21 protein-coding genes are annotated in these 26,866 nt (G+C 71.9%); 11 read left to right on the top strand and 10 right to left on the bottom strand.

Going from position 1 to position 26,866, the window contains the following annotated elements; genetic code table 11:
- Nucleotides 1-119: 119 nt before the first annotated feature.
- Nucleotides 120-440, top strand: coding sequence for a hypothetical protein (locus ACN27J_RS25045; protein WP_421369969.1), 321 nt, complete (start codon nt 120-122; stop codon nt 438-440).
- On the top strand, nt 437-2,041 hold the full coding sequence (locus ACN27J_RS25040; RefSeq protein ID WP_421369967.1) for an alpha/beta hydrolase: 1,605 nt from the start codon (nt 437-439) through the stop codon (nt 2,039-2,041). Before ACN27J_RS25045 ends, ACN27J_RS25040 begins: the two co-directional genes overlap by 4 nt.
- On the opposite strand, the gene glmS is transcribed toward ACN27J_RS25040, so the two are convergent.
- On the bottom strand, nt 2,028-3,968 hold the full coding sequence (gene glmS / locus ACN27J_RS25035) for a glutamine--fructose-6-phosphate transaminase (isomerizing) (RefSeq protein WP_278173749.1): 1,941 nt from the start codon (nt 3,966-3,968) through the stop codon (nt 2,028-2,030). The two genes, ACN27J_RS25040 and glmS, sit on opposite strands and share 14 nt — an antisense overlap.
- Before the next feature lie 150 nt (nt 3,969-4,118).
- Between glmS and ACN27J_RS25030 the strand changes: the two genes are divergently transcribed.
- Entirely contained in the window at nt 4,119-5,327 is a 1,209-nt protein-coding gene (locus ACN27J_RS25030; protein ID WP_421369965.1) for a pyridoxal phosphate-dependent aminotransferase, read from the top strand.
- Between the two features lie 44 nt (nt 5,328-5,371).
- Here the strand turns inward: ACN27J_RS25030 and glmM are convergent, their stop codons facing one another.
- The 3 genes from glmM to rplM all read right to left on the bottom strand — a co-directional run bounded on the left by glmM (nt 5,372) and on the right by rplM (nt 7,893).
- Nucleotides 5,372-6,736, bottom strand: coding sequence for a phosphoglucosamine mutase (glmM, locus tag ACN27J_RS25025; RefSeq protein ID WP_421372448.1), 1,365 nt, complete (start codon nt 6,734-6,736; stop codon nt 5,372-5,374).
- A 210-nt stretch (nt 6,737-6,946) separates the two neighbouring features.
- Nucleotides 6,947-7,429, bottom strand: coding sequence for a 30S ribosomal protein S9 (rpsI, locus tag ACN27J_RS25020; RefSeq protein WP_278173744.1), 483 nt, complete (start codon nt 7,427-7,429; stop codon nt 6,947-6,949).
- 20 nt (nt 7,430-7,449) lie between these two features.
- On the bottom strand, nt 7,450-7,893 hold the full coding sequence (rplM, locus tag ACN27J_RS25015) for a 50S ribosomal protein L13 (protein ID WP_123606095.1): 444 nt from the start codon (nt 7,891-7,893) through the stop codon (nt 7,450-7,452).
- A gap of 421 nt (nt 7,894-8,314) precedes the next feature.
- Between rplM and ACN27J_RS25010 the strand changes: the two genes are divergently transcribed.
- The 5 genes from ACN27J_RS25010 to ACN27J_RS24990 are packed head-to-tail and all read left to right on the top strand — an operon-like array spanning nt 8,315 to nt 15,939.
- Nucleotides 8,315-10,462 carry a molybdopterin oxidoreductase family protein gene (locus ACN27J_RS25010; protein WP_421369963.1) on the top strand — a complete coding sequence of 716 codons (2,148 nt, stop codon included), beginning with the start codon at nt 8,315-8,317 and terminating at the stop codon, nt 10,460-10,462.
- Nucleotides 10,459-11,916 carry an FAD-dependent oxidoreductase gene (locus tag ACN27J_RS25005; protein ID WP_421369961.1) on the top strand — a complete coding sequence of 486 codons (1,458 nt, stop codon included), beginning with the start codon at nt 10,459-10,461 and terminating at the stop codon, nt 11,914-11,916. Before ACN27J_RS25010 ends, ACN27J_RS25005 begins: the two co-directional genes overlap by 4 nt.
- Complete coding sequence (nirB, locus tag ACN27J_RS25000) at nt 11,913-14,492, top strand: nitrite reductase large subunit NirB (RefSeq protein ID WP_421369960.1); 2,580 nt, start codon at nt 11,913-11,915, stop codon at nt 14,490-14,492. The genes ACN27J_RS25005 and nirB overlap by 4 nt, the downstream gene beginning before the upstream one ends.
- The gene (nirD, locus tag ACN27J_RS24995; RefSeq protein ID WP_421369958.1) at nt 14,489-14,851 is read left to right on the top strand and encodes a nitrite reductase small subunit NirD; all 363 of its coding nucleotides are present in this window, start codon (nt 14,489-14,491) and stop codon (nt 14,849-14,851) included. Before nirB ends, nirD begins: the two co-directional genes overlap by 4 nt.
- Nucleotides 14,851-15,939, top strand: coding sequence for a uroporphyrinogen-III synthase (locus ACN27J_RS24990; protein WP_278173737.1), 1,089 nt, complete (start codon nt 14,851-14,853; stop codon nt 15,937-15,939). Before nirD ends, ACN27J_RS24990 begins: the two co-directional genes overlap by 1 nt.
- A 48-nt stretch (nt 15,940-15,987) precedes the next feature.
- Here the strand turns inward: ACN27J_RS24990 and ACN27J_RS24985 are convergent, their stop codons facing one another.
- The 4 genes from ACN27J_RS24985 to ACN27J_RS24970 form a co-directional block, all read right to left on the bottom strand.
- A complete protein-coding gene (locus ACN27J_RS24985) occupies nt 15,988-16,611 on the bottom strand; it encodes a GTP-binding protein (RefSeq protein ID WP_282233551.1) in 624 nt (207 codons plus the stop codon).
- Nucleotides 16,592-16,963 carry a DUF742 domain-containing protein gene (locus ACN27J_RS24980; RefSeq protein ID WP_123606102.1) on the bottom strand — a complete coding sequence of 124 codons (372 nt, stop codon included), beginning with the start codon at nt 16,961-16,963 and terminating at the stop codon, nt 16,592-16,594. Before ACN27J_RS24980 ends, ACN27J_RS24985 begins: the two co-directional genes overlap by 20 nt.
- Nucleotides 16,964-17,043: 80 nt before the next feature.
- Nucleotides 17,044-17,457, bottom strand: a complete 414-nt coding sequence (locus ACN27J_RS24975; protein ID WP_278173735.1) for a roadblock/LC7 domain-containing protein — start codon at nt 17,455-17,457, stop codon at nt 17,044-17,046.
- Nucleotides 17,454-20,720 (bottom strand): nitrate- and nitrite sensing domain-containing protein, encoded by a 3,267-nt coding sequence (locus ACN27J_RS24970; protein WP_421369955.1) that lies wholly within the window; start codon nt 20,718-20,720, stop codon nt 17,454-17,456. The genes ACN27J_RS24975 and ACN27J_RS24970 overlap by 4 nt, the downstream gene beginning before the upstream one ends.
- Before the next feature lie 465 nt (nt 20,721-21,185).
- Between ACN27J_RS24970 and ACN27J_RS24965 the strand changes: the two genes are divergently transcribed.
- Nucleotides 21,186-22,385, top strand: a complete 1,200-nt coding sequence (locus tag ACN27J_RS24965) for an ABC transporter substrate-binding protein (protein ID WP_421369954.1) — start codon at nt 21,186-21,188, stop codon at nt 22,383-22,385.
- 91 nt (nt 22,386-22,476) lie between these two features.
- Here ACN27J_RS24965 and ACN27J_RS24960 read toward each other — a convergent pair whose 3' ends face one another.
- Both ACN27J_RS24960 and ACN27J_RS24955 read right to left on the bottom strand, forming a co-directional pair.
- The gene (locus ACN27J_RS24960) at nt 22,477-23,316 is read right to left on the bottom strand and encodes an ABC transporter permease (RefSeq protein WP_421369952.1); all 840 of its coding nucleotides are present in this window, start codon (nt 23,314-23,316) and stop codon (nt 22,477-22,479) included.
- 433 nt (nt 23,317-23,749) lie between these two features.
- Entirely contained in the window at nt 23,750-24,784 is a 1,035-nt protein-coding gene (locus ACN27J_RS24955; RefSeq protein ID WP_278173729.1) for an ABC transporter substrate-binding protein, read from the bottom strand.
- Between the two features lie 304 nt (nt 24,785-25,088).
- Here ACN27J_RS24955 and ACN27J_RS24950 point away from each other — a divergent pair, with 304 nt between their 5' ends.
- Nucleotides 25,089-25,874, top strand: coding sequence for an ABC transporter ATP-binding protein (locus ACN27J_RS24950; RefSeq protein ID WP_278173727.1), 786 nt, complete (start codon nt 25,089-25,091; stop codon nt 25,872-25,874).
- A gap of 2 nt (nt 25,875-25,876) precedes the next feature.
- The gene (locus ACN27J_RS24945) at nt 25,877-26,818 is read left to right on the top strand and encodes an LLM class F420-dependent oxidoreductase (RefSeq protein ID WP_421369949.1); all 942 of its coding nucleotides are present in this window, start codon (nt 25,877-25,879) and stop codon (nt 26,816-26,818) included.
- The last annotated feature ends 48 nt before the right edge of the window (nt 26,819-26,866 follow it).

Here is a 26,866-nt window from a genome sequence, read left to right as displayed (position 1 = left end):
ATCGACGCATGCCGACGGAGGCGACACGGTGAACGGAGCCGACACGGGCGAACGGAGGCGACATGGGTGAACGGAGGCGACATGGGTGAACGGAGGCGACATGGGTGAACGGAGGCGACATGGGTGAACTGCCCGGCAACGACGTGGGCCCGGCCGGCGGCGGGCCGCTGCGGGTGCGGCCGGCCGTGCTGCACGACGCCGCCGACCGGTTGACCGGGCTGGCCTACCGGCTGGCGCACGGGCTGGCCGGCCAGCCGGAGCTGACCGTCGCCGCACCGGGCTGGGCCGCAGCCGACCTGCTGGTCACGGTGGAGGCCGCAGTGCACCGGCAGGTGAGCCGGGCCGGCGCGGACGCGGCCGCCACCGGGCAGGCGCTGGCCAGGGCCTCCGACGAGTACGACGCCGCCGACTGGCGGGCGGTCCACCGGCTGGCCGGGTGATCACGTACCGGCAGCTGTGGCGGGCCGACCCGGCGGCCTGGCAACGGGCCGCGTACGGCTGGCGGCGCCGGCAACCAGCGGTCGAGCGGCGGGCCGCCGAGGTGGCCGGGGCGGCCGGGGCACTGCGCGCCGGCTGGTCCGGCCCGGCGGCGACCGCCGCCGACACCCGGTTGGCCGGCCTGGGTGACCGGTTGGACGCCGTCGGCCCGGCGCTGTGCGTCGTCGACCAGATCCTCAGCCGGTACGCCGAGCAGCTGGCCCGGGCCAAGGCGGTGCTCGCCGACTGGGTCGCCACGGCGGGGGTGCTCGGTCTGTCGATCGACCGGGACGGTCGAGTCGGCGTGGACCCGGCGGTGACCCGCCCGGACGCACCGACCCTGGCCGGTGCCCGCCGGGTGGCCGCCGGCGTCGCCGACGCGCTTGCCCTGGCCACCGAGGCGGACGTCGACGCGGCCCGCCGGCTCGACGCGGCCGCCACCGCCGCCAGCCAGGGCTGGCCGGCCCGCCCGCCGGCGACGCGGCCGCCGCCGTCGGCCGCGCCGGCGACGGTGCGGGCCTGGTGGGCCGGGCTGGACGACGCGCAGCGACGCTGGTTGATCCGACACGAGCCGGCCCGGGTCGGTCGGTGGGACGGTCTGCCGGCGGCCGTTCGAGACCAGGCGAACCGGCTGCTGCTGGGTCGGCAGCGGACGGCGTTGCTGGCCGAGCGGGCGGCGCTGCTGGACAGCACGGACCCGACGGCGGTGCCGCGGTTGCGCCGGCTGGACCGGCTGATCGACGGCTTGGACACGGTCGACGACCGGCTCGCGTCCGCAGCCGGCCCGCGGGCCTACCTGCTGGCGCTGGACGGCGGTGCCGGCCGGCCGGCTGATCCGTCGGCCCCCGCCTCGACCGGCCGGGTGATCCTCGCGCTGGGCGATCCCGATCAGGCCCGACGCGTGCTGACCCACGTGCCGGGGATGGGCAGCGGTCTCGACCGGGTCGGCGGCGAGTTGGTCCGCACCGAGCAGGTGCTGCGACGTTGCCAGCAGTTGGCTCCGCAGGAGTCGACCGCCGCCGTGTTGTGGCTGGACTACGCAGCGCCGGCGTTCGTCAACGAGGCGGCCAGCACCGCCCCGGCGCGGGCCGGGGCCGCCGACCTGCGCCGGTTCCAGGAAGGTCTGGGCGTCAACCGCGACGGCGACCCGGGCGGGCTGACGGTGCTCGGACACAGCTACGGCTCGCTGGTGGTGGGTACGGCGGCCCAGGCACCCGGCCTGGCCGCCGACAACCTGATCTTCGTCGGTTCGCCCGGGGTGGGGGTGGATCGGGTGGGCGAGTTGGCGGTGCCGGCCGACCGGGTGTGGGCCACCACCGCCGACAACGATGTCATCCGCCGGGCGACCTGGCCGCAGCTGTGGCCGGGCGACCGGCTGTGGCACGGCGAGGACCCGAGCGGCGAGGACTTCGGTGCCCGGGTCTTCACCGGTGACGCGTCGGGGCATCTGGGCTACTGGGCCGGGGACAATCCGGCGCTGGACTCGATGGCCCGGATCGTGCTCGGCGTCGACCACCCGGCTGGCAGCCGCCCCGGCACGGGCCCGGCGGTCACTCCACGGTGACCGACTTCGCCAGGTTCCGGGGCTGGTCGACGTCGTGTCCCCGGGCGGCGGCGATCTCGCAGGCGAGCACCTGCAGCGGCACCGTGGTCAACAGCGGGGCCAGCAGCGTCGGGGTGCGCGGTACGTAGATCAGATCGTCGGCGTACGGTGCCACGGCGGTGTCGCCCTCCTCGGCGATCACCACGGTACGGGCGCCCCGGGCCCGTACCTCCTGGATGTTCGACACGATCTTGTCGTGCAGCATGCCCCGGCCGGCCGGTGAGGGCACCACGCAGACCACCGGGGTGCCCTGGTCGATCAGCGCGATCGGGCCATGCTTGAGCTCGCCGGCGGCGAAGCCCTCGGCGTGCATGTAGGCGAGCTCCTTGAGCTTGAGCGCGCCTTCGAGGGCGACCGGGTAGCCGACGTGCCGGCCGATGAACAGCACCTGGTTGGCGGTGGCGAGGTCCCGGGCGAGCTGGCGGACCGGTTCCATCGAGTCCAGCACCTGCCGCAGCTTGTCCGGCATCTCCTGCAGCTGGCTGACCACGGCGGCCACCTCGTCGGCGTACTTGATGCCGCGTACCTGGGCCAGGTGCAGGCCGATCAGGTAGCAGGCCACCAGCTGGGTGAGGAACGCCTTGGTGGAGGCGACCGCGATCTCCGGGCCGCTGTGGGTGTACAGCACCGCGTCGGACTCGCGCGGAATGGTGGAACCGTTGGTGTTGCAGATCGCCAGCACCCGGGCCTTCTGCTCCTTGGCGTGGCGCAGCGCCATCAGGGTGTCCATCGTCTCGCCGGACTGGGAGATCGCCACCACCAGGGTGGACCGGTCCAGCACCGGGTCCCGGTAACGGAACTCGCTGGCCAGCTCCACTTCGCACGGGATCCGGGTCCAGTGTTCGATGGCGTACTTGGCGACCATCCCGGAGTGGTACGCCGTACCGCAGGCGACGATGAAGACCTTGTCGGCGTCGCGCAGGTCCTGGTCGGTGAGGCGGACCTCGTCCAGCATGATCTCGCCGGTCTCGGTGAGCCGGCCGAGCAGCGTGTCGGCGACCGCCTGCGGCTGCTCGGCGATCTCCTTGAGCATGAAGTAGTCGTAGCCGCCCTTCTCGGCGGCGGAGGCGTCCCAGTCGATGTGGAAGTCGCGGCCGAGCGCCGGCGCGCCGGAGAAGTCGGTGATCTCGATGCTGTCCGGGGTGATCAGGACGACCTGGTCCTGACCGAGCTCGACGGCGTCGCGGGTGTGCTCGATGAACGCGGAGACGTCGCTGGCCAGGTAGTGCTCGCTTGGGCCGCGACCGACCACCAGCGGGGAGTTGCGCCGCGCTCCGACCACCGCGTCCGGGATGCTGGCGTCCACCGCGAGCAGGGTGAACGCGCCTTCGAGGCGTTGACACACCCGACGCATCGCGGCGGCCAGCAGCCGCGGCCCCTCCGGCTCGCCGGCGGCCCGCAGGTCGGCCAGCGCGGCGGCGAGCAGGTGGGCGGCGCATTCGGTGTCGGTGTCGCTGACGAACTCGACCCCGTCGGCTTCGAGCTCGGCGACCAGCTTGGCGAAGTTCTCGATGATCCCGTTGTGGATCACCGCGATCCGGCCGTCCCGGGACACGTGCGGGTGGGCGTTGCGGTCGGTCGGTCCGCCGTGGGTGGCCCACCGGGTGTGGCCGATGCCGGCGGTGCCGTCGCCGATGCCGACCGGGGCCGGGCAGCCGGTGCCGTCGGCCGTCGTGGTGTCACCGGCCGTGCCGGTGCCGAACCGCTCGTCGCCGAGCGCCTTCTCCAGGTTGGCGAGTTTGCCGGCCCGCTTCTCGGTGCGCAGTTCGTCGTCACAGACGATCGCCACGCCGGCCGAGTCGTAGCCCCGGTATTCGAGCCGCCGGAGCCCGTCCAGCACGATGCCCAGCGCCGGCCGCGTGCCGACGTACCCCACGATTCCACACATGAGTCGTAGCCTAACCCACGATCGCTCATCGGCTGTGCGCATAACCCCAGCAATCAATCAAGCACGCTGAGCAGTAACCGACCAAACCCGCCTTATGGTGCAAAGTACGGGTGCCGTCATCTGTTTCGATGGACCGCATAAAGTGGCGAGGTGGTCACCTCCCCCGGCGCCCCCGCCGACATCGACCCCCTGGTCCGCCGCATGCGCCCGTTCGGCACGACGATTTTCGCCGAGATGTCCGCTCTTGCCGTCCGCACCGGCGCGGTCAACCTCGGCCAGGGTTTCCCGGACACCGACGGGCCCACCGTGATGCTGACCGCCGCCACCGAGGCGCTGCGCAGCGGCCACAACCAGTACCCACCCGGTCCTGGGATTCCGGCGCTGCGCACCGCCGTCGCCCGCAACCAGCAGCGCTTCTGGGATCTCGACTACGACCCGGAGACCGAGGTCCTGATCACCGCCGGCGCGACCGAGGCGATCACCGCCGCCATCCTCGCGCTGTGCGAGCCGGGCGACGAAGTCGTCTGCTTCGAGCCCTACTACGACTCGTACGCGGCCGCGATCGCGCTCGCCGGGGCGGTCCGCCGGCCGGTCACCCTACGTCCCGACGGGGACGGCCGGTACGCCTTCGACCCCGCCGCACTGCGCGCCGCGGTCGGGCCGCGTACCCGACTGGTGCTGCTCAACTCCCCGCACAACCCGACCGGCAAGGTCTTCACCGTCGCCGAGCTCACCGCGATCGCCGCGATCTGCCGGGAGCACGACATCTGGGCGGTCACCGACGAGGTGTACGAGCACCTCGTCTTCACCGACGCCGACACCCCGCACGTCCCGCTCGCCACCCTGCCCGGGATGCGAGACCGGACGCTGCGCATCTCGTCGGCCGGCAAGACCTTCTCCTGTACGGGCTGGAAGATCGGCTGGGCCAGTGGGCCGGCCGCGTTGGTCTCCGCCACCGCCCGGGTCAAGCAGTTCCTCACCTACGTCAACGGCGGGCCGCTGCAGCCAGCCGTCGCGGTGGCGCTGGACCTGCCGGACAGCTACTACACCGGGCTGCGGCAGCACATGCAGGCGCAGCGCGACCAACTGGTGGCCGGGCTGTCCGAGGCCGGATTCCGGGTGCTGGTGCCGGAGGGCACCTACTTCGCCACCGCCGACATCAGTGCGCTGGGCGGCACCGACGGGATCGAATTCTGCCTGTCCCTACCGGAGCGCTGTGGCGTGGTCGCGGTTCCGACCCAGGTGTTCTACGACGAGCCGGACGCCGGGCGGCTGCTGGTCAGGTTCGCCTTCTGCAAACGTCCCGAGGTCCTCGCCGAAGCCAGCCGGCGGCTGGCCGGCCTGCGACCGGCCGGCTGACGGGGCCGGGCAGACGGGAACAGGCCGGGCGGGCCGGACCGGGTTCAGGCCGGGCTGGCCGCGCGGACGGCGGCGGCGATCCGCTCGGCGACCGAGCGGGCGGTCTCCACCGTCGCCGCCTCGACCATCACCCGGACCAGCGGCTCGGTGCCGGACGGGCGCAGCAGCACCCGCCCGGTGCCGCCCAGCTCGGCCTCGGCCTGCTCGGCGGCGGCCCGTACCGCCGGGTCTCCGGCGCCGGCGACCCGGTCGCCGACCGGCACGTTGATCAGCACCTGGGGCAGCTTGGTGACGGCGGCGGCCAGGCCGGCCAGCGAAGATCCGGTAGCCGCCATCCGGGACATCAGCTGCAGCCCGGTGAGCACCCCGTCGCCGGTGGTGGCGTAGCTGGGCATCACGATGTGCCCGCTCTGCTCACCGCCCAGCGCCAGCCCGCTGGCCCGCAGCTCCTCCAGCACGTACCGGTCGCCGACCTTGGTCTCGACCAGCTTGATGCCCTCCCGGGACATGGCCAGTCGCAGACCGAGGTTGCTCATCACGGTGGCCACCAGGGTGTCGGCGGTCAACGTGCCGGCGTCGCGCATGGCCAGCGCCAGGATCGCCATGATCTCGTCGCCGTCCACCTCGGTGCCGTCGGCGGTCACCGCCAGGCACCGGTCGGCGTCGCCGTCGTGGGCCAGCCCAAGATCGGCACCGTGTTCGAGGACGGCGGCCCGGACCACGTCGAGGTGGGTCGAGCCGCAACCGTCGTTGATGTTGAGCCCGTTCGGCTCGGCGTTGATCGCGATGACCTCCGCGCCGGCCTCCCGGTAGGCGACCGGGCCGACCTCGGCCGCCGCCCCGTTCGCGCAGTCGACCACCACCCGCAGCCCGTCGAGCCGGTGGTCGACCGTGCCGACCAGATGCCCGACGTAGTGCTCGGCCCCGTCCAGCAGGTCACTCACCCGGCCGATCCCGGCCCCGGTGGGTCGCCGACGGCCGGTGGACCCGTCGCCCTCGATCGCCGCGCCGATCGCGGCCTCGATCCTCATTTCGAGATCGTCCGGCAGTTTGTGCCCACCGGCGGCGAACAGCTTGATGCCGTTGTCCGGCATCGGGTTGTGCGACGCGGAGAGCATCACTCCGAAGTCGGCCTTGGTCTCGCCGACCAGGAACGCGACACCGGGGGTCGGTAGCACACCGACCCGCAACACGTTCGCGCCAGCGCTGGTCAGCCCGGCCACCACGGCGGCCTCCAGCATCTCGCCGCTGGCCCGCGGGTCGCGGCCGACCACGGCCAGCGGCTGACGGCTCGGATCCCGCTCGGCCAGGGTGTGCGCGGCGGCGACCGCGACCGCCAGCGCCAGCTCCGGGGTGAGATCGGCGTTGGCCCGCCCGCGTACGCCATCGGTGCCGAACAGCCGCGCCATACCTGTCATCCTCCGATGGTCCCGCTAATGGTGCCGCTCCGCCGCCCCGTCGGGGGTAGGGATCCGCCCCGCTGCGATGGCGAGCGGGCCGGCAACCGATGAAGATACTGCCGATGAACGGAAGAATCCGCATCAACTAGACAAAAAAGCACGGACGGCCGAGAAACCCCACGAAGGAGGTGTCCCAGCCGTCCGTTCAGCCGTGTCGGACTAGCGCTTCGAGTACTGCGGAGCCTTACGGGCCTTCTTCAGGCCGTACTTCTTGCTTTCCTTGACCCGGTCGTCGCGGGTGAGGAAACCCGCCTTCTTCAGCGCCGGGCGGTCGTCGCCGTCATTGGCGCACAGCGCCCGGGCGATGCCCAGCCGCAGCGCACCCGCCTGGCCGGTGATGCCGCCACCGCGCAGGTTGGCGATCACGTCGAACGCCTCGGCCTTCTCGGCCGTCACCAGCGGCTCCCGGATCAGCTGCTGGTGCACCTTGCTCGGGAAGTACTCCTCGAGCTCGCGACCGTTGCAGGTGATCTTGCCGGAGCCGGGGACGATCCGCACCCGGACGATGGCTTCCTTGCGCCGCCCAACGGTCTGGATCGGGCGCTCGCCGCGCGGCGCGCGCACCACTGGCGCGGGCGTCACGGCGGTGGCCGGCTCGGTCTCGGCAACGGCGACCGGGCTGGCCTCGGTGGTGTCGGTCATGCTGGTTCCTTCGCCCGCGCTCACTGCGCGATCTGCTTGATCTCGAACGGCACCGGCTGCTGCGCGCCGTGCGGGTGCTCGGCGCCGGCGTAGACCTTGAGCTTGCGGATCAGCTTGGCACCGAGCTTGTTGTGCGGCAGCATGCCCTTGACGGCCAGCTCGATCGCCCGCTCGGGGCGCTTGGCCAGCAGCTCGTCGTAGCCGACCTGCTTCAGCCCGCCGGGGTATCCGGAGTGCCGGTAGGCCACCTTGGTGTGCCGCTTGTTGCCAGTCAACGCCACCTTGCCGGCGTTGACGACGATGACGAAGTCACCGGTGTCGACATGCGGCGCGAAAGTCGGCTTGTGCTTGCCGCGCAGCAGCGTGGCGGCGTGGGTGGCCAGGCGGCCCAGCACGACGTCAGAGGCGTCGATCACATGCCACTGACGCTCGATCTCACCCGGCTTCGGGCTGTACGTACGCACAGGTCTACCTTGTCTCGTCGTCGGTCTGGGGTCGCGCGTCGGTCGTCAGGTAACGCGCGGGCCGTCGGGGCGACCCGGAACCGGGCGACCTGGCAGAGAACGCGCGCGCGAACGACAAGCATACCCCGGCTGACCTGGCACCATCGGACGGGGCCTCCCGCAGACGGTGAGCTGCATCCACGGACGGTGACCTGGGACGGTGACGGGTCTGGCGAGGGACGCCCCTCGGTTGTCGCACAACAGCAGGCGACGATACCCGCTGCCCGGCACGCCGGTCAAAACGGCTGGTCGGCACCGGTACGCCGGAGGTCCCAGCAGATGGGCTGGCTAACCCCCTGACAACGGTCCGTGTGAGCTGCTCTTAGCAGGCTGGAAACAATCGGGACGTCGCGGTGAAATCGCCCCCCGGCACGCTTCGCACATGCCAGGCAGCGTGCAGGTGGCCATCGGGCCGACCGGCGGATCCGTCGACCGGACCGTGGCCACCCACTGCCCGTACTGCGCCCTGCAGTGCGGCATGCGGCTGCGCGCAAGCGCCGACGGCGGCGTACAGGTGCTGCCCCGGCAGTTTCCCACCAACCAGGGCGGGCTCTGTCAGAAGGGCTGGACCGCCGCCGAGCTGCTCGACCACCCGCAGCGGCTGACCACCCCGCTGGTCCGTGACCGACCGGGAGCGGAGCTGCGGCCGGCCAGCTGGGACGAGGCGCTGGACCGGATCGTCGCCGACGTCACCGGCATTCAGCAGGCACACGGCCGCGACGCGGTCGCGATGTTCGGCGGCGGCGGGCTCACCAACGAGAAGGCGTACGCGCTGGGCAAGTTCGCCCGGGTCGCGCTGCGCACCCGCAACATCGACTACAACGGCCGGTTCTGCATGTCCTCGGCGGCCGCCGCCGGGATCCGGGCCTTCGGCGTCGACCGCGGTCTGCCGTTCCCGATGGCCGACGTCGGCGCCGCCGACACCCTGCTGCTGGTCGGCGCGAACGTGGCCGAGACGATGCCGCCGTTCGCCCGCTACCTGACCGAGATGAAACAGCGCGGCGGCACGCTGATCGTGATCGACCCCCGCCGCACCGCCACGGCCCGCCTGGCCGACCTGCACCTGCAGCCCACCCCCGGCACCGACCTCGCGGTGGCCAACGCGCTGCTGCACGTCGCGCTGCGGGAGGGCTGGGTGGACCAGACCTACGTCACCGAGCGGACCACCGGCTTCGACACCGTCCGGGCCACCGTCGCCGGCTACTGGCCGGCCCGGGTGGAACGGCTCACCGGCGTACCGATCGGCGATCTGGAGGCGGCGGCGCGGGCGCTGGCCGGCGGCGACCGCCGCGCGACCGACGCCCCGCCCGCGAAGGTCGTCATCCTCACCGCGCGCGGAGCCGAACAGCACGCCAAGGGCGTCGACACGGTCAGCGCCTACGTCAACCTGGCGCTCGCCCTCGGGCTGCCCGGCCGACCCGGCTCCGGATACGGCTGCCTGACCGGCCAGGGCAACGGTCAGGGTGGCCGGGAGCACGGTCAGAAGGCCGACCAGCTGCCCGGCTACCGGCGCATCGACGACCCGGCGGCGCGGGCACACGTGGCCGGGGTGTGGGGAGTCGACCCGGCCGACCTGCCCGGGCCGGGGGTTTCCGCGTACGAGCTGCTGGACGCGCTCGGCACCCCGGCCGGGCCGAAGGCGTTGCTGGTCTTCGGCTCCAACCCGGTGGTCTCCGCCCCCCGCGCCGGCCGGGTCCAGCGCCGACTGGCCGATCTGGACCTGCTGGTCGTCGCCGACTTCGTGCTGTCCGAGACGGCGGCGATGGCCGACGTGGTGCTGCCCACCGCCCAGTGGGCCGAAGAGGACGGCACCATGACCAACCTGGAGGGCCGGGTGCTGCGCCGGCACGCGCTGCGGCCACCCCCGCCCGGCGCCCGCACCGACCTGGCCGTCCTGGCCGACCTGGCGCAGCGGCTCGGCTGCCCGGCCGGGCAGTTCCCGGCCGACCCAGCCGAGGTCTTCACCGAGCTACGCCGGGCCTCGGCCGGCGGGGTCGCCGACTACGCCGGGGTCACCTGGGAGCGGATCGACGCCGCCGACGGGGTCTTCTGGCCCTGCCCGGACCCGGACCGGCCGGACACCCCACGGATGTTCACCGAGCGGTTCGCCACCCCGGACGGGCGGGCCCGGTTCGTGCCGGTGGAGCACCGGGCCGCCGCCGAGGAGGTCTGCGCCGACTATCCGCTCTACCTGACCACCGGCCGGGTGCTGGCCCAGTACCAGTCCGGTGCACAGACCCGCCGGATCGCGCCGCTGCGCGGCGCCGCCCCGGAGGCCTTCGTGGAGCTGCACCCGGACCTGGCCGCCCGGCTCGGCGTCGCCGACGGCGACCCGGTCACGGTGACCAGCCGACGCGGCGAGATGCGCGCCCCGGCCCGACTGACCGAGTCGATCCGCCCGGACACCGTGTTCGCCCCGTTCCACTGGGGTGGCGCGGGGCGGATCAACTCGGTCACCAACGACGCGTTGGACCCGACATCCCGGATGCCCGAGTTCAAGATCTGTGCGGTCAGGGTGGAGCGAGCGTGAACCGTATCGTCATCGTCGGCCACGGCATGGCCGGTGCCCGGCTCGCCGCCGAGCTGCACGCCCGGCGCGGCGACTACAAGATCACCGTGTACGGGGCGGAGCGGCACCGGGCGTACAACCGGATCATGCTGTCGAACCTGCTCGCCGGCCGGGCCGACGAGCTGGACGTCACGCTCACCGAGGCCGCCGGGCACGGCATCGACGTGCGGTCCGGGTTGGCGGTGACCGCGATCGAGCCGGCCACCCGGACGGTGCGCACCGCCGACGGCACCGCCACCGAGTACGACCATCTGGTGCTCGCCACCGGCAGCCGGGCCGTGGTCCCCGACCTGCCCGGCCTGACCGGTGCCGACGGCCCGGCGGGGTTGCCCGACCGGGTCGCGGTGTTCCGGACCCTGGACGACTGCCGGCGGATCCTCGCCGCCGCAGCCGGTGCCCGCACCGCGCTGGTGCTCGGCGGCGGCCTGCTCGGGCTGGAAGCCGCCCGTGGGCTCGCCGCACGCGGACTGGACGTGCGGGTGGTACACAAGGTCGGTCAGCTGATGGAGCGTCAACTCGACGCCACCGCCAGCGCGGTGCTCGCCCGTACCCTGGCCGGCCTCGGCGTCGGCACCGAGCTGGCCGCCGCCGCCGAGTCGGTCACCGCCACCACGGACGGGGTACGGCTACGGCTCGGCGACAGCCGGGAGCTGGACGCCGACCTGCTGGTGCTGGCCTGCGGTGTCCGGCCGGACACCGACCTGGCCCGGCGGGCCGGGCTACGGGTCGGGCGCGGTGTGATGGTCGACGACCGGATGGCCACCAGCGACCCGCACATCTGGGCGATCGGGGACTGCGCCGAACACGACGGCGTCGTTACCGGGCTGGTCGCCCCCGCCTGGGAACAGGCCCAGGTGCTGGCCCGGGTGCTGGCCGGCGACGACCCGGGTGCCCGCTACCGGCCACTGCCGACGGTGACCCGGCTCAAGGCCGCCGGCATCGACCTCGCCGCGATGGGCGACACCCGGCCGGGCGCCGACGGGCAGACCGAGGAGCTCAGCTTCGCCGACCCGGCGCGCGGCACGTACGCCCGGCTGCTGATCCGCGACGACCGGCTGACCGGGGCGATCATGCTCGGCGACAACCCGGCCGTCGGCACCGTCATCCAACTGTTCGACCGGGGCGGTCCGGTGCCGACCGACCGGCGGGCGCTGCTGCTCGGCCGGGCGGTCGGCGGCACCGTCGCGGCGCCGGCGACCAGTCCGGCGCTGATGCCGGACGCGGCGACCGTCTGCCAGTGCAACACGGTCAGCAAGGGGGCGCTGGTGCGCTGCTGGCGCGCCGGTGCCCGGTCGGTCGCCGAGGTGGTCGCCGCCACCCGGGCCACCACCGGCTGTGGCAGCTGCACCGACGCGGTCACCGGCATCGTCGACTGGCTCTCATCTGTGGATTCCGACGTGGAGGTACCAGCGTGAACCGGTTGATCGTCATCGGCAACGGCATGGTCGGGCAGCGCCTGGTCGAAGCGGTCCGGTCCCGCGACACCGGCGGCGAATGGCAGGTCACGGTGCTCGCCGAGGAGTCGCGGCCGGCGTACGACCGGGTCCGGTTGTCGGCCTTCTTCGACGGTGTCGGGCCGGACGAGTTGAGCGTGCACACCCCGGACGACGGGGTGGACCTGCGGCTGGCCGAGCCGGCCCGGCGCATCGACCGGGACCGTCGGGTGGTCGTCACCGACCACGGCGAGTACGGCTACGACGCGCTGGTGCTGGCCACCGGCTCGTACCCGTTCGTCCCGCCGATCGACGGCGCACACCGCCCCACCGACGGCGCCGACGGCGGCGGCCTGCGCGACGGGGTGTTCGTCTACCGGACGCTGGACGACCTGGTCGCCATCCGCGACTTCGCCACCGATCCGGCCGCCGGCCGGCGGGTCGGCACGGTGATCGGCGGCGGCCTGCTCGGCCTGGAGGCCGCCAACGCGCTGCGGCTGCTCGGCCTGCGTACCCACGTGGTGGAGTTCGCGCCCCGGCTGATGCCGGTCCAGATCGACGAGGCCGGCGGGGCGATGCTGCGCCGCTACGTCGAGGACCTCGGCGTTGACGTGCACCTGGGGACCGCGACGTCGGCGATCCGCACCGGGCCGGACGGCACCCCGCACGGAGTGGCCCTCACCGACGGCACCGAACTGGAGACCGACCTGGTGGTCGTCGCCGCCGGCATCCGGCCCCGCGACGACCTGGCCCGCGCCGCCGCGCTGGCCATCGGCGAGCGCGGCGGGGTGACCGTCAACGCCACCTGCCGGACCAGCGACCCGCACATCTGGGCGGTCGGCGAGTGCGCCGCGGTCAGCGTGGACGGCGAACCGGGCCGCTGCTACGGGCTGGTCGCCCCCGGCTACGCGATGGCCGAGGTGGTCGCGGACCGGCTGCTCGGCGGCACCGCCGCCTTCCCCGGCGCGGACACCTCCACGAAGCTCAAACTGCTCGGGGTGGACGTGGCGTCGTTCGGCGACGCGCACGGCACCACCGCCGACTGTCTGGACGTCACCTTCACCGACCCGGCCACCCGGGTCTACGCCAAGTTGGTGCTCTCCGACGACGCGCGGACCCTGCTCGGCGGGGTGCTGGTCGGCGACGCGACGGCGTACCCGACGCTGCGGGCCAGCGTCGGCGGGCCGCTGCCCGGCCCGCCGCTGGCGCTGCTCGCCCCGGCCGGTTCCGACGGTGCCGCCGGCGGGGCCGGCATCGACGCGCTGCCCGGCAGCGCCCAGGTCTGCTCCTGCAACGCGGTCACCAAGGATCAGATCCTCGGCGCGATCGGCGAAGGCTGCACCGACGTCGCCGGGATCAAGGCGTGCACCCGGGCCGGCACCAGCTGCGGGTCCTGCGTACCGATGCTCAAGCAGTTGCTGTCCGTCGCCGGGGTGGCCCAGTCGACCGCGCTGTGCGAACACTTCGACCACAGCCGCCAGGAGCTGTTCGACATCGTCCGGGTACGCGGCATCCGGACCTTTTCCCAGCTGGTCGCCGAGCACGGTCGGGGCCGGGGCTGCGACATCTGCAAGCCGGTGGTCGCCTCGATTCTCGCCTCGCTGGGCAACGGCTACGTCCTCGACGGCGAGCAGGCCACCCTGCAGGACACCAACGACCACTTCCTGGCCAACATCCAGCGCGACGGCACCTACTCGGTGGTGCCGCGGATCCCCGGCGGGGAGATCACCCCGGAGAAGCTGATCGTGATCGGCGAGGTGGCCCGGGACTTCAACCTCTACACGAAGATCACCGGTGGGCAGCGGATCGACCTGTTCGGTGCCCGGGTGGAGCAGTTGCCGAAGATCTGGCGGCGGCTGGTCGACGCCGGCTTCGAGTCCGGTCACGCTTACGGCAAGGCGCTGCGGACGGTGAAGTCCTGCGTCGGCTCCACCTGGTGCCGCTACGGGGTGCAGGACTCGGTCGGCCTGGCGGTCGCCCTGGAGCTGCGCTACCGAGGGCTGCGCGCCCCGCACAAGATCAAGTCTGCGGTCTCCGGCTGCGCCCGGGAGTGCGCCGAAGCGCGCAGCAAGGACTTCGGCATCATCGCCACCGACGTCGGCTGGAACCTCTACGTCGGCGGCAACGGCGGCTTCCGGCCCCGGCACGCCGACCTGTTCGCCAGCGACCTGTCCACTGAGGAGCTCGTCCGTACCATCGACCGGTTCCTGATGTTCTACATCCGCACCGCCGATCGGCTGCAACGCACCGCGGCCTGGATCGAGGCCATGGACGGCGGCCTGGACCACCTGCGATCGGTGATCGTCGACGACTCGCTCGGGCTGGCGGCCGAGCTGGACGAGGCGATGGCCCGGCACGTCGAGTCCTACTCGGACGAGTGGCGGGACACGATCGACGACCCGGAGCGGCTACGCCGCTTCGCCTCCTTCGTCAACGCACCCGACACCCCGGACCCGTCGATCACCTTCGAGGTCGAGCGGGGCCAGCCGGTGCCGGCCCTGGGCGAGCGCCGGCCCGTCGCGCTCGGTCTCCCGACAACCCTGGAGGTACGCCGATGAGTGTGCAGACAGTCAACGTCACCGCCCGGTGGACACCGGTGTGCCCGTACTCCCGGGTGGAGCCGGAGCGGGGCGTGGCCGCACTGGTCGACGGCGAGCAGGTGGCGGTCTTCCGGACCTACGACGGGACGTTGTACGCGATCGGCAACCAGGACCCGGTGGCCGGCGCCCACGTCATGTCCCGGGGCATCGTCGGTACCCGGGGGGACATCCCGACCTTGGCGTCACCACTGCACAAGCAGGTCTACGACCTGCGTACCGGCGAATGTCTGGATCTGCCGGGCGTCGCCGTGCCGACCTACCGGGTGCGCTGTCGGGACGGGCTGATCGAGGTGCTCGGTCGGCGGCAGGACCAGTGATGTCCGACGAGCTGTCCGGATTCACCATCGGGGTCACCGCCGACCGGCGGCGCGACGAGCTGGCCGCGCTGCTGGAACGGCGGGGTGCCCGGGTGGTGCTCGCCCCGGCGCTGCGGATCGTGCCGCTGGCCGACGACACCGAACTACGGGCGTCGACCCGGGCCTGCCTGGACAATCCGCCGGACGTGCTGATCGCCAACACCGGCATCGGCATGCGTGGCTGGCTGGAGGCCGCGGAGGGGTGGGGCTTGGCCGAGCCGCTGCGGGCGGTGCTCGGCGGCGCCTACATCGTGGCCCGCGGTCCCAAGGCCCGGGGCGCGATCCGGGCAGCCGGCCTGCACGACCAATGGTCACCCGCGTCGGAGAGCTGTGACGAGGTCACCGACTATCTGCGGGCCCGCGGCGTGGCCGGCCAGGTGATCGCGATGCAGCTGCACGGGGAACGGCAACCGGAGTGTTCGGCGGCGCTCGAGGCGGCCGGCGCCACCGTGATCGAGGTGCCGGTGTACCGGTGGGCGCCGCCGACCGACCCGGCACCACTGCACCGGCTGGTCGATCTGGTCGCCGGCCGGCTCGTCGACGCGGTCACCTTCACCTCCGCGCCGGCGGTCGGAGCGCTGCTGCGCGCCGCCGGGCCCAACGCCGACGCGGTGCTCGAGGCGATGCGGACCGACGTACTGGCCGCCTGCGTCGGGCCGGTCACCGCGGCGCCGCTGCGCCGGCACGGAGTGCCGGTGACCGCACCGGCTCGCGCCCGACTCGGGGCGCTGGTCCGGACCATCGTCGACGAACTGCCCCGCCGGGCGGTCAACCTGAAGGTCGGCGGACACCTGCTCACCCTACGCGGACACGCCGCGGTGATCGACGGTGAGCTGCGCCCGTTGGCACCGGCACCGATGGCGGTGCTACGCGCGCTGGCGCAGACCCCGGGACGGGTGCTGTCCCGGGCCGCGCTGCTGCGCACCCTGCCCCGAGGCGCCGACGAGCACGCCGTCGAGATGGCGGTGGCCCGGCTCCGGGCCGGGCTGGGTACGCCCGGGGTGATCCAGACCGTGGTCAAACGCGGCTACCGACTGCCCATCGACTGAGGTCGCACCGGCCGGCGGCGCAGCGGCCGCCGGCCGTTTCCGTAGCGGTCAGCCGACCGGCGTCGGATACCCTCGGCCGTGCTCGGCGCGCAGCGTCGCCATCGCGTGTTCGACCACGGTGACCAGGACGCTCTTCGTCGAGTCCCGGCTGCGGGCGTCGCACATCACCAGCGGCACGTGCGGCGCGATGGCCAGCGCCTCCCGCACCTCCTCCGGCTCGTACTGTGGCGCGCCGTCGAAGCAGTTCAACGCCACGAGGTACGGCAGCTGCCGGTTCTCGAAGTAGTCGAGCGGGGCGAAGGCGTCGGTGATCCGGCGGGTGTCCACCAGCACCGCGGCACCGACCGCGCCGCGGATGATCTCGTCCCACATGAACCAGAACCGGGTCTGTCCGGGTGTGCCGAACAGATAGAGAATCAGGTCGTCGGCCATGGTGATCCGGCCGAAGTCCATCGCCACCGTGGTGGTCTCCTTGCCGGGGACCTTTGACGGATCGTCGATGCCGACACCGGCCGAGGTCATCAGCGCCTCGGTGGTCAGCGGCGTGATCTCGGAGACCGCGCCGACCATGGTGGTCTTGCCCACCCCGAATCCACCGGCGATGACGATCTTCGCCGAGGTGATTCCCTTGTCCCGGCGGACGCCGGGACGGTCATAGCCTGCGAAGTCCACTTAGCACCCTCTCAAGAAGTTCCATCCGCTCCTCGTAGCCCTCTGTCTCAGTCGGAGCGGTGCTGTGCAACGCCAGCAGGCCGTCGGCGACCATGTCGGCGACGAGGACCCGTGCGACGCCCAGCGGGAGCCGGGTGTACGCGGCGATCTCCGCCAGTGACTGGGCACGGTTGTCGCAGATCGTGGCGATTCGATGCTTGTCGTGCCCGGCGAAACGAGACTCGGTGACCGCTGCCGCCGAGGCCACCAGCACCGCCTCCAGTGCGATGTGCTGCCGTGGCTCGGTACGCCCGCGGGTGACCGCATAGGGGCGGACCAGCGCTCCGCGCGGGTCCTGTCGTGGTTGGCCCATTGAGCGGTCACCTCCTCGTGGGTCTGCTGGCACGTCATCGGTGACGGTCCCTTGTGTCGCAGCGGAACTTCAGCCTCGGATCAGGGTCGGCCGCCCACGGTCTCCCGTGGCGCCGGGACCAGCGCGGCACCGACCCGCTCGACCAGCAATGCCATCTCGTACCCGACCTGACCGACGTCGCAACTACGGGCGGCGAGCACCGCCATCGACGATCCATCGCTGATGGACATCAGGAACAGGTACCCGCTGTCCATCTCGATCACCGTCTGCAGCACGCCACCCGCGCTGAACATCCGCGACGCCCCGTCGGTGAGGCTGACCACGCCGGAGGTGATCGCCGCCAACTGGTCGGCCCGGTCCGCCGGCAGGTCACGCGAGGAGGCGAGCAGCAGTCCGTCTGCCGAGACAGCCACGACATGGGCGATCCCCGCCACGCTGTCGGCAAAGTTGCTGAGCAGCCAACCCATGTCCTGAATAGCTGCTGGCCTGTTCATTCGCTGGTCTCCTTGGTTGAGGTGGCGCGGTACTGCTCGCTGCCGACGGTCCGGCCGCGTTGCACGCCACGGTGATATGCCGACAACAGGCCGCGGACCTCGTCCGGGGTCCGCCGGGTCGGCTCGCGGCCCTGCTTGGCCTCCACGCCACCCGGCACCAGCTGTGCCTGGGGCTGGCGCTTCGGCAGACCAGAGCGGGTGGTGCCGGCGGTCGCCGGCTCCGCTGCCTTACTGGCCCGGGCCCAGCCCTCGTCAGCGGCGGTACGCCAACTGCCGGAGTCGCCGGTCCGTTGCCGGGGAATGGCACCCAGCGCCGACGTCGCCGCGCCGGCCGGAGTGGACGGTGCGGGCGCCGGTGGCGCGGCCGGGGGTGGTGGTGCGGCGTTCGGCTGCACCGGAGCAGAGTACGCCGCCGGCTGTGGAGTCGACTGTCCCGGGTTGCGGGCCGGCAGCGGTGTCCTGGTCGGAGCGGGTGCCGGTGAGTACGCCGGTGCGGGCGCACCGGCAGCAGGCGGACGACCGGCGGTCGGCAGCGGCAGGACGGTGGTCTCGGCCGAGCCGTGTGACCGGAACCAGACCGCCTCCATCTCCCGGAAGATGGGCATCTCGGCGGCGTCCTCGGGCCGGGCACCGGGGTTGGCGGGCGCAGCGGGGTTGGCGGGCGCAGCGGGCGCACCGCCGCCGGTGGAGCCGCCGGCCATCGGGCCGTGCGGCAGCTGGCCGCCGGTGCGTACCGCCGGGGCCAGCGGGTGCATGGTGGCCGGGATGACCGACTGGTCCGGGTAGCCGCTGGTACCGGTCGGTCGCACCGTCGGGTAGGCCACGGTCGGCGTACCGACGTTGGCCACCGGCGATGCCGCCGCAGGCGGGGCGGCGGATGCCGCCGGACGGTACGCCGGCAGCCCCGGGTTGTACGTCGGCGCGGCCGGGCCGGCGGCCGGGGCAGCCGGTGCCCCGGACATGGGAGCGCCGGACATCGGGGGGCCCGACATCGGCGGCCCGGACATCGGCGAGCCGGACATCGGCGACGCGGAGATCGGGGCGGCGGACACCGGCGTCGACTGCCCGCCGGTGGTCACCGGGAAGGCGGCGGTAGGTGCACCGGCCACCGCGTTCCACTGTGACGACCGGGCGTTCTGCCACTGGTCGGTGAGGGTCGCCGTACGGCCTGGTGCCGCCGCCGGCGGACTCGAGATCGGCGACCAGGTCCCGCCTGACGTGGGCGCGGCGGAGATCGGCTCGGCCGCCATGGCCGGGCGTCCCCGCGTGATCACCGGCTCCCGGGTGCGCTGCGGCAGTACCAGGATGCTGCTCGGCAGCGTGGCCTGGGCGATAGTGCCGCCCTCCGGGTTGGGCCGCAGCTCGACCCGGATGCCGTACCGGCCGGCCAGCCGGCTGACCACGGCGAGACCCATCAGTCGGAACGCCGAGACGTCGACCGTGGACGGCTCGGCGAGCCTCCGGTTGAGATTGTCCAACTGCTCCTCGGACAGCCCCAGGCCGCGGTCCTCCACCTGGACCAGTACGTAGTCGCGCAGCCGCCGGGCGTCGGCGACGACCGTGGTGGTCGGCGGGGAGAACCGGGTGGCGTTGTCGAGCAGCTCGGCGACGAGACGTACCACGTCGTTGACCGCGTGCGCGGAGATCAGGATGTCGGTGTCGACGGTGCCGAACTCGATCCGGTTGTAGAGCTCGACCTCAGACTGCGCGGCCCGCAGCGCGTCGACCAGCAGCGCGTCCTCCCGGCGTGGCGCCGTCGAGTCGGCACCGGCCAGGACCAGCAGGTTCTCGTCGTTGCGGCGCATCCGGGTGGCGAGGTGGTCGAGCTGGAACAGCTGGGCGAGCCGCTTCGGGTCCTCCTCGCCACGCTCGATCGCGTCGAGCTCGCCGATCATCCGGTCGACCAGCGTCTGGCTTCGGCGGGCCAGGGAGAGGAACATCGCCGACACGCTCGCCCGCAGTGCGGCCTGCTCGGCGGCGATCCGGACCGCCTCCCGGTGCACCACGTTGAACGCCTGGCCGACCTGGCCGACCTCGTCGCGGTTGGGCAGGCGGATCGGGTCACGTAGGTTGCGGACGATCTCCTCCGGGCCCCGGTCGTTGAGGTCGTTGACGTCGCGGAGCTTGGCCACCGCTTCCGGCAGGTCCCGGCTGGCCACCGACATGGCGCCTTCCCGCAGCCGCCGCAGCGAGTCGTTCAACGAGCGGGCCAGGACCACCGCCAGGGCGATCGCCAGCACCAGGACGATCAGCACCGCGATCGACTCGATGATCGCCTGCCGGGTGACGTTGGTGCTCACCTCGGTGGCCCGGTCGAGCAGCCGGTTCTCCAGCTGGATCTCGGCCCACCGCATCAGGTCGTTGACCGCGCCCACGGCCCGGGCCGCCTGTGCGGCGCTCATCGGAGCCCGCTGGCCCACCGAACGGGTGATCTCGGTGGCGACCCGGTCGGCCAGGAAGACGGCGTCACCGGTGACGCTGCTGTCGACCAGCTCCTGCTCCCACGGCGACGCGGCCAGCGAGAACGACAGCAGCGCCTCCTGCTGGCTGGTCAGCGTGGCCAGGTAGGACGAGAACTGCTCCTCGTCCAGCCGGCCGGTGGACAGCGCGGCGAAGATGATCGCCTCCTCCTCGGCCGTGGCCAGCTTGGCCCGGGCGAAGGCGGAGACGGCACGCAGACTGTCCGGCACCTCGCCGTCACCGGAGACCTGGCCGAGCACCTCACCGTAGGAAGCCAGGTCGGACAGGATGACGCCGTACCGCAGCACCGCTTCCGGCACTGGCATCTGCCGCCGGTCGAGCACCTCCTGGCGGGTGGCGTTCAAGGTGTCCAGGTGGTCGTCGATGGCGACCAGCTGCCGCTCGACCGCCTCCGGCACGTTACCGACCCGGTCGCGTTCGGCGGCGTACGCAGCGATCCGCTCGTCGGTGCTGCGCACCCGGATGTTGTAGGCCTCGGCGTCGGCGTCACGGGCGGCCAGGAAGGTCACCGCGGCCATCCGCTCCTTGTGGACGTCCTGAGCCAGGGCTGAGACGTCGACGGAGAGTTCGGCCATCGACCGCACCATTCGCGCGTCGATTGCGCCCTGTCCTACGTCGACCAGCCGTACCGTGGCCAGAGCGGCGACCGCGGCCAGCGGAACGACCAGGATCAGGGCCAGTTTGGACCTGATCCGCGCATCCCTCAGTCGCGGCACCCAACGCAATGGCGCGCGGCGCTTCCGCGGGCCGTTGTCGGGCAGGGTCGTCGGTCCGGTCCTCACGACATCGCCTCCGTCGCTATCTCCACACGCGGACTGCCGACCGATGCCTGCTGCAGCGGTGAGCGCCGCATGCGGCACGGCCGCGATTTCACCAGAAGTGGACCCGCTTGGGAAGCCTCAGTGGGGCAGGAATCGGTCGGACGACCCGTAATCACCCTAGTGTTACCGGAGAGTATCTTCATCACACCGCCCTGATCAGCGCGGATAGAACTTCCACCGTCAGTTGTCCCGCCAAAGTCAACGCTCGCAACATGTACTCGTTGCCAACATGTGGGACGACAGTCCCGGAAACGCCCCGACCGGCGCGCTTGACCAGAACGCCGCCCATTGGCATGGTTTCCCAAGTTTGCAGGCTCCGCGCACACCGTACGGCATGCCGCCGGCGCGACTTCTACTGAGGACGTGCTCAGCCGCGCCGCCGCCCACCGACCGGGTGCGCATCCGCCGCGTACCTGGAGGACTGACTTGAGGCCCACCCGTTCCGCCCTACTCATGGCGCTCGCATCCACATTGCTGGCCTCTTCGCTCACCGGCTGCCAGTTCGCCAGCGACTCGGCCGGCGGGGACGGCGGCGAGATCGTCATCGCCGCCGACCTGGAACTGTCCGGTGCCGCCGCAACCGTCGGCAAGGGCTACCAGCGAGCCCTCGAACTGAAGGTCGAGCAGATCAACGAATCGGGTCTGCTGGGCGACCGGACGATCCGGCTGGACGTCCGGGACAATCGTTCCGACCCGAGCGAGTCGCTGCGCAACATCGGCGACTTCACCGGCGACTCCGCGGTGACCGCGATCATCATGGGCAGTTGCAGTGACTGTGCGGTCGGCGCCGCCCGGACGATCAACGACAAACGGGTGCCGACCATCTCGCTGGCCCCGGCCACCGCGGTCGCCACCCCGGTCACCGAGCGTCGCTATCTGTTCAAGCTCGGCCCCAACGCGGCGGACAGCGCCGCCGCGGTCGCCAACGAGCTGCGCCGCCGCAACATCGGGCGGGCCAGCCTGCTGCACACCGACGACGAGTACGGCCGGGACGGCCTGCGGGTGATCACCGCCGAACTGGACAAGCTCGGCATCAACCTGGTCGGCACCGAACAGGTGCGTACCACCGACACCGACGTGAGCCAGGCCGTCGCCACCCTGGCGCAGCCGTTGACCGGCGAGAATCCGGGCGCGCTGCTGGTCTGGACCTCGGCCGAGCAGGCGGCGCTGGCGGCGGACAGCGCGGCGCAGGCCGACTACCCGGGGCCCCTGTTCTTCGACGCCGCCGCCGCCGGGGACCTGTTCCTGTCCGGTGGTTCGGCCACCGGCACCAAGGGCGTCAACCTGGTCTTCACCCAGACCATGGTGATCGACGACGTGATCGCCAACACCCCGGCGAAGGCAGCCCGCAAGCAGTGGTTCCGCGACTACACGGCCAGGTTCGGCAGCTACTACGGGTTCTCTTCGTTCGCGGCCGACGCCGTCCAGCTGATCGCCGACGCGGTGGCCACGTCGACCGGCGACGGCTCGATCAACCGGGAGGCCATCCGTGAGGTGCTGGAGACCACCCAGTTCGACGGGCTGTCCGGGCCGATCCGGATGACCCCGGACAACCACTCCGGACTGATGCCCCAGGCACTGACCATGCTGGTCTCCCGGGGCGGCCGCTGGCGGCTGGCCAGCTGACGGCCCCGGTACGGACCGGCCTCGTGCGCCCGCCAGGAGTTGTTCCTGGCGGGCGCACGACGTCCGGGGCGGGCGCGACATGGTGGCGACGTCAGCGGGCGGACGTCGTCTCCCGCACCCACGGCAGCAGCAGCCGTTCGAAGCCGACCAGCGCGAAGTAGAGCAGAATGCTCATCAGCCCGATCAACACGATCGCCGCCCAGGCGGCGGAGTTCTCGCCCATCCCGCTGAACTGCAGGGTCATGTAGCCCAGGCCTTCCTCACCGGCCTGGAACTCGCCGATCACGGCACCGATCGCCGCCAACGGCATCGCGACCTTCAGGCCGACGAAGATCTGCGGCAACGCCGCCGGAAACCGGATCTTGCGAAAGGTCTGCCACCGGGACGCGTCCAGCGACCGGGCCAGCTCGGCCAGATCGGCCGGGGTCGAGGTCAGGCCGGTCACCGTGGAGAGCACGATCGGAAAGAAGCAGAGCAGGAAGACCATGGTGAGGATCGACTGCTGGCCCCAGCCGAGAGTGACCACGAGCAGCGGGGCGAGCACGATCTTCGGTACGGCGTTGAGCGCCACCAGCAGCGGGGAGAACATCCGCTCGGCCACCTGTGAGCCGGCCAGCGCCAGACCGATCAGCACCCCGACCACGGTGGAGATCGCGAACCCGGCGACGGTCGAGGTGGTGGTCGCCAGGGTGTGTTCCAGCAGTCGCGGCACCCGCAGGGAGAACGCCGCGTACACGTCCTGCGGGGGTGGCAGCACCACCGAGTGCACCAGGTCGAACACGCTGGTCACGAGCCACCACACGGTCACCGTCACCGCCACGCCGAGCAGCGGTAGTCCAACGGCGGCGACCCGGCCGCCGGCGGGGCGGCGGACCGGAGCGGTGGTCGCGGCGCGTACCGGTGGCGCCTGCGCCGGTTTGAGTACGGTCATCAGATGCCTTCCGTGGATACTCCGGCCTTCCGGCCGGGGAGGAAACGGACACCTGCGGAGCACGGCAGGGAAAGTCGACTCGCCGCCGAGGCGGATCGACGTCCACTACTCACACACCGAGAGATCCGGCGTGCGAACAGGTGTGCTAACGTGGCCTTGCCCTTCCGGTGACAGCCAGGCCGGTCGGGCCTACCGCCGGGCTGGTGGGAAGTGACGTCTGTGGAGACCGTGTAAGACCGATGGGCGGTACTCCGTCCCTCGCCGTTGATTCGGGTCGGCAGTGGTCGGCGAAGCAGAAAGCTCGACCCGTGAGGGTCGAATCTCCTTGCTTCAGCAGGGGGAGATGTCAACGACACTCCTCAGGCTCGCCGAGCCGCCGGGTGTGGGCGGGTGGGCCACCCACCGGTGGCCCACCCGCCCACACCCGGGTCGGTCAGGATTCGGCGTTCGGGGCCAGGTCGAAGTTGACGACCTGCTCCGGCTCCAGGCCCGGCGGGATCGCCCCGGCGCCCTGCAGGATCGCGATGCTGCGGGCGATCCGCTGGCTGTCCAGCGCACCGACCGGCACACCGGAGCTGGTCGACTTCACGAAGGCGGCCATCAGCTCCAGTTCGGCGGCGGCGGCGGCCGGGTTGGCCTCCTCCACGTTCTTGGCCAGGATCTCGCCGGCCTCCTCCGGGTTGGTGATGCTGTACTCCAGGCCCTTGAGCAGTGCCGCGCTGAAGCGCTTCACCATCTCCGGGTCCTCCTCGGCGATCGCCGTCGAGGTGATCAGCACGTTGCCGTACAGGTCGGTCATGATGTCGCTGTACGGCAGCACCACGGCGGTCTTGCCCTGCGCGACGGTCTCCACGGTGGGCTTACCGACCACGAACTGGCCGATGCCGTCCACCGAACCGGAGGCCAGGGTGCCCATCAGGGTCTGCGGGGCGCCGTTGACCCACTCGACCTTGGTCTCGTCGATGCCGGCCAGCGAGGCGTAGGTCGGGAACAGGTTGCGCACCACCGAGCCGGGGGCGTCGGCGAGCGTCTTGCCCTCCAGGTCCTTGGGGGTGGTGATGCCGCTGCCGTCGAGCGCGATGATCGCGGCCATGGTGCGCTGCTGGATGCCGGCGACCACGACGAAGTCCTTCGCCTCGCCGTTGCCGTACTGCAGCAGTCCGCCGGTCATGTCGATCGGCGTGAAGTGGGCCTGGCCTGCGACGACGGTCTTGATGTTGTCGCCGGTGCCGGCTCCTGCCTTGACCTCGACGTCGAAACCGGCCTCCTCGAAGAAGCCCTTGTCCTTGGCGACCCAGGCGTAGGAGTCCCGACCGAAGTTACCGAAGGAAGTGAGGTACGTCACTTTCTTCAATTCCTCGGTGCCACCGGCATTCGCCTCGTCACCGTCGTCCGCGCTGCAGCCGGCAGTGACCGCGAGCGCCGCCGCGAGGGCCGTGGCGGCGATCGTACGGGTGAGCCTTGTCATGAACGTGTGTCCTTTCCAACCCGACGGCCCCTCGACAAACCCGCAGGTCGTCGAGCCGACCGGAGGGGGTAGTTGGTCCGGCGCGGCAGCCGGTCGGTGGGGGCCGCACCGGTGCCGCGGTCGCGTTGGGAAACTTCGCGGGCAACAGAGTACGAGGGAAACCTCACCAATGCGACAGCCGGGCATCGCGAACCCTGGATCGCAATCAAAAGTGTTTACCGTGCGGGTGGTGCATGGCCGGCACGATCCGGATACTCTGTCCCCCGCTTGTTGATCGACTCAGGACGAGGGAGCTGCCGGCCCCATGATCCAGCTCAGCGGAGTCGGACGGACGTTCGCCGGTCGCTCCGGCACAGTGGAGGCACTGCGCGGCATCGACCTTTCGGTGACTGCCGGTGAGTTCGTCGCGGTCGTAGGTCGATCCGGTTGCGGCAAGTCCACCCTGCTCAGACTCATCGCCGGACTGCTTCCGACGACAGCCGGCGAGATCACCGTCGGTGGTCAGCAGGTGGTCAAACCACGCCGGGACATCGCGATGCTCTTTCAACGTCCGGCCCTGCTGCCCTGGCGATCAGTGCTGGACAATGTTCTGCTGCCGGCGGAGATCTTCGGGTTGCGCCGCAGACAGCACCGGGCAAAGGCCATGGAACTGCTGGAGATGGTCGGGCTGGCCGGCTTCGACAAGCGGCTGCCGCACGAGCTGTCCGGCGGCATGCAGCAGCGGGTGTCGCTGTGCCGCTCGTTGCTCGCCGAACCACAGGTGCTGCTGATGGACGAGCCGTTCTCGGCGCTGGACGCGCTGACCCGGGAGGAACTCTCCGTCGAGCTGCAACGGATCCACATGGAGCGCGCGGCGACCATCGTCTTCGTCACCCACTCGATCGACGAAGCCGTCCTGCTCGCCGACCGGGTCGTGGTGCTGAGCCCTCGACCAGGGCGGATCCGCAAGATCGTGCCGATCGACATCCCCCGCCCCCGCAGCCTGGGGCGCAACGCGCACACCGAGGACGTGGCCCGGTGCAGTGCGGAACTGCACGAGGTGCTGATGGAACGCGACGCACCGGCGACGGCCGGGATCGGAGGGTACTGACCATGCGGGTCAGCGTGTTCACCGAGCCGCACCGCGGCGCCAGCTACGACGACCAGCTCCGGCTGGCCCGGCTCGCCGAGGAGTCCGGGTTCGAGGGTTACCTGCGGGCCGACCACTACCAGTCGATGGGCGAGGAGCTGGCGCTGCCGGGGCCGACCGACGCCTGGCTGACCCTGGCCGCGCTGGCCCGGGAGACCTCCCGGATCCGGCTCGGCACGCTGGTCACCTCGGCGACCTTCCGGCTGCCCGGACCGCTCGCCGTGATGGTCGCCCAGGTCGACCAGATGAGCGGTGGCCGGGTCGACCTCGGCATCGGCGCCGGCTGGTACGCCCGGGAACACACCGCGTACGGGCTGCCGTTCCCGTCCGTCGGGGAACGCTTCGACCGGTTGGCCGAGCAGCTCGAGGTGATCACCGGGCTGTGGCGTACCCCGGTCGGTGACAAGTTCAGCTTCCACGGCGACCACTACCAGCTGGTCGACGCTCCGGCGCTACCGAAGCCGGCGCAGCCGGCCGGCCCGCCGATCATCATCGGCGGACGGGGGCCGAAGCGGACCCCGGAGCTCGCCGCCCAGTTCGCCGACGAGTTCAACATGCCGTTCAAGTCGGTCGCCGAGACCGCGGCGGCTTACGAGCGGGTGACCGAGGCCTGTCACCGGACCGGGCGCACCGAGCAGGGCCGACCGCCGCTGACCATGTCAGCCGGCATCGTCATCGCGATCGGGCGTACCGACGCCGAGGCGCAGCGTCGCGCCGCGCCGCTGCACGAGAAGAGCGCCCTGCCACCGGAGGACCCGGTGATCGGTTCGCCGGCCCAGCTGGTGGACCGGATCGGGGAGTTCGCGGCGATCGGTACCAGCCGGGTACACCTGCGGTTCATCGACCTCGCCGATCTGGACCACCTGGAGCTGGTCGCCGCCGAGGTGCTGCCCCAGCTGGGCTGACCCACCGGCCCGGCGGCGGTCGCCCCGGTCCAGGTCGACAGTGCGGGC

This window comes from Solwaraspora sp. WMMB762 (assembly GCF_049179115.1).
Taxonomy (GTDB): domain Bacteria; phylum Actinomycetota; class Actinomycetes; order Mycobacteriales; family Micromonosporaceae; genus Micromonospora_E.
This window is presented reverse-complemented; position numbering and strand designations above follow the sequence as displayed.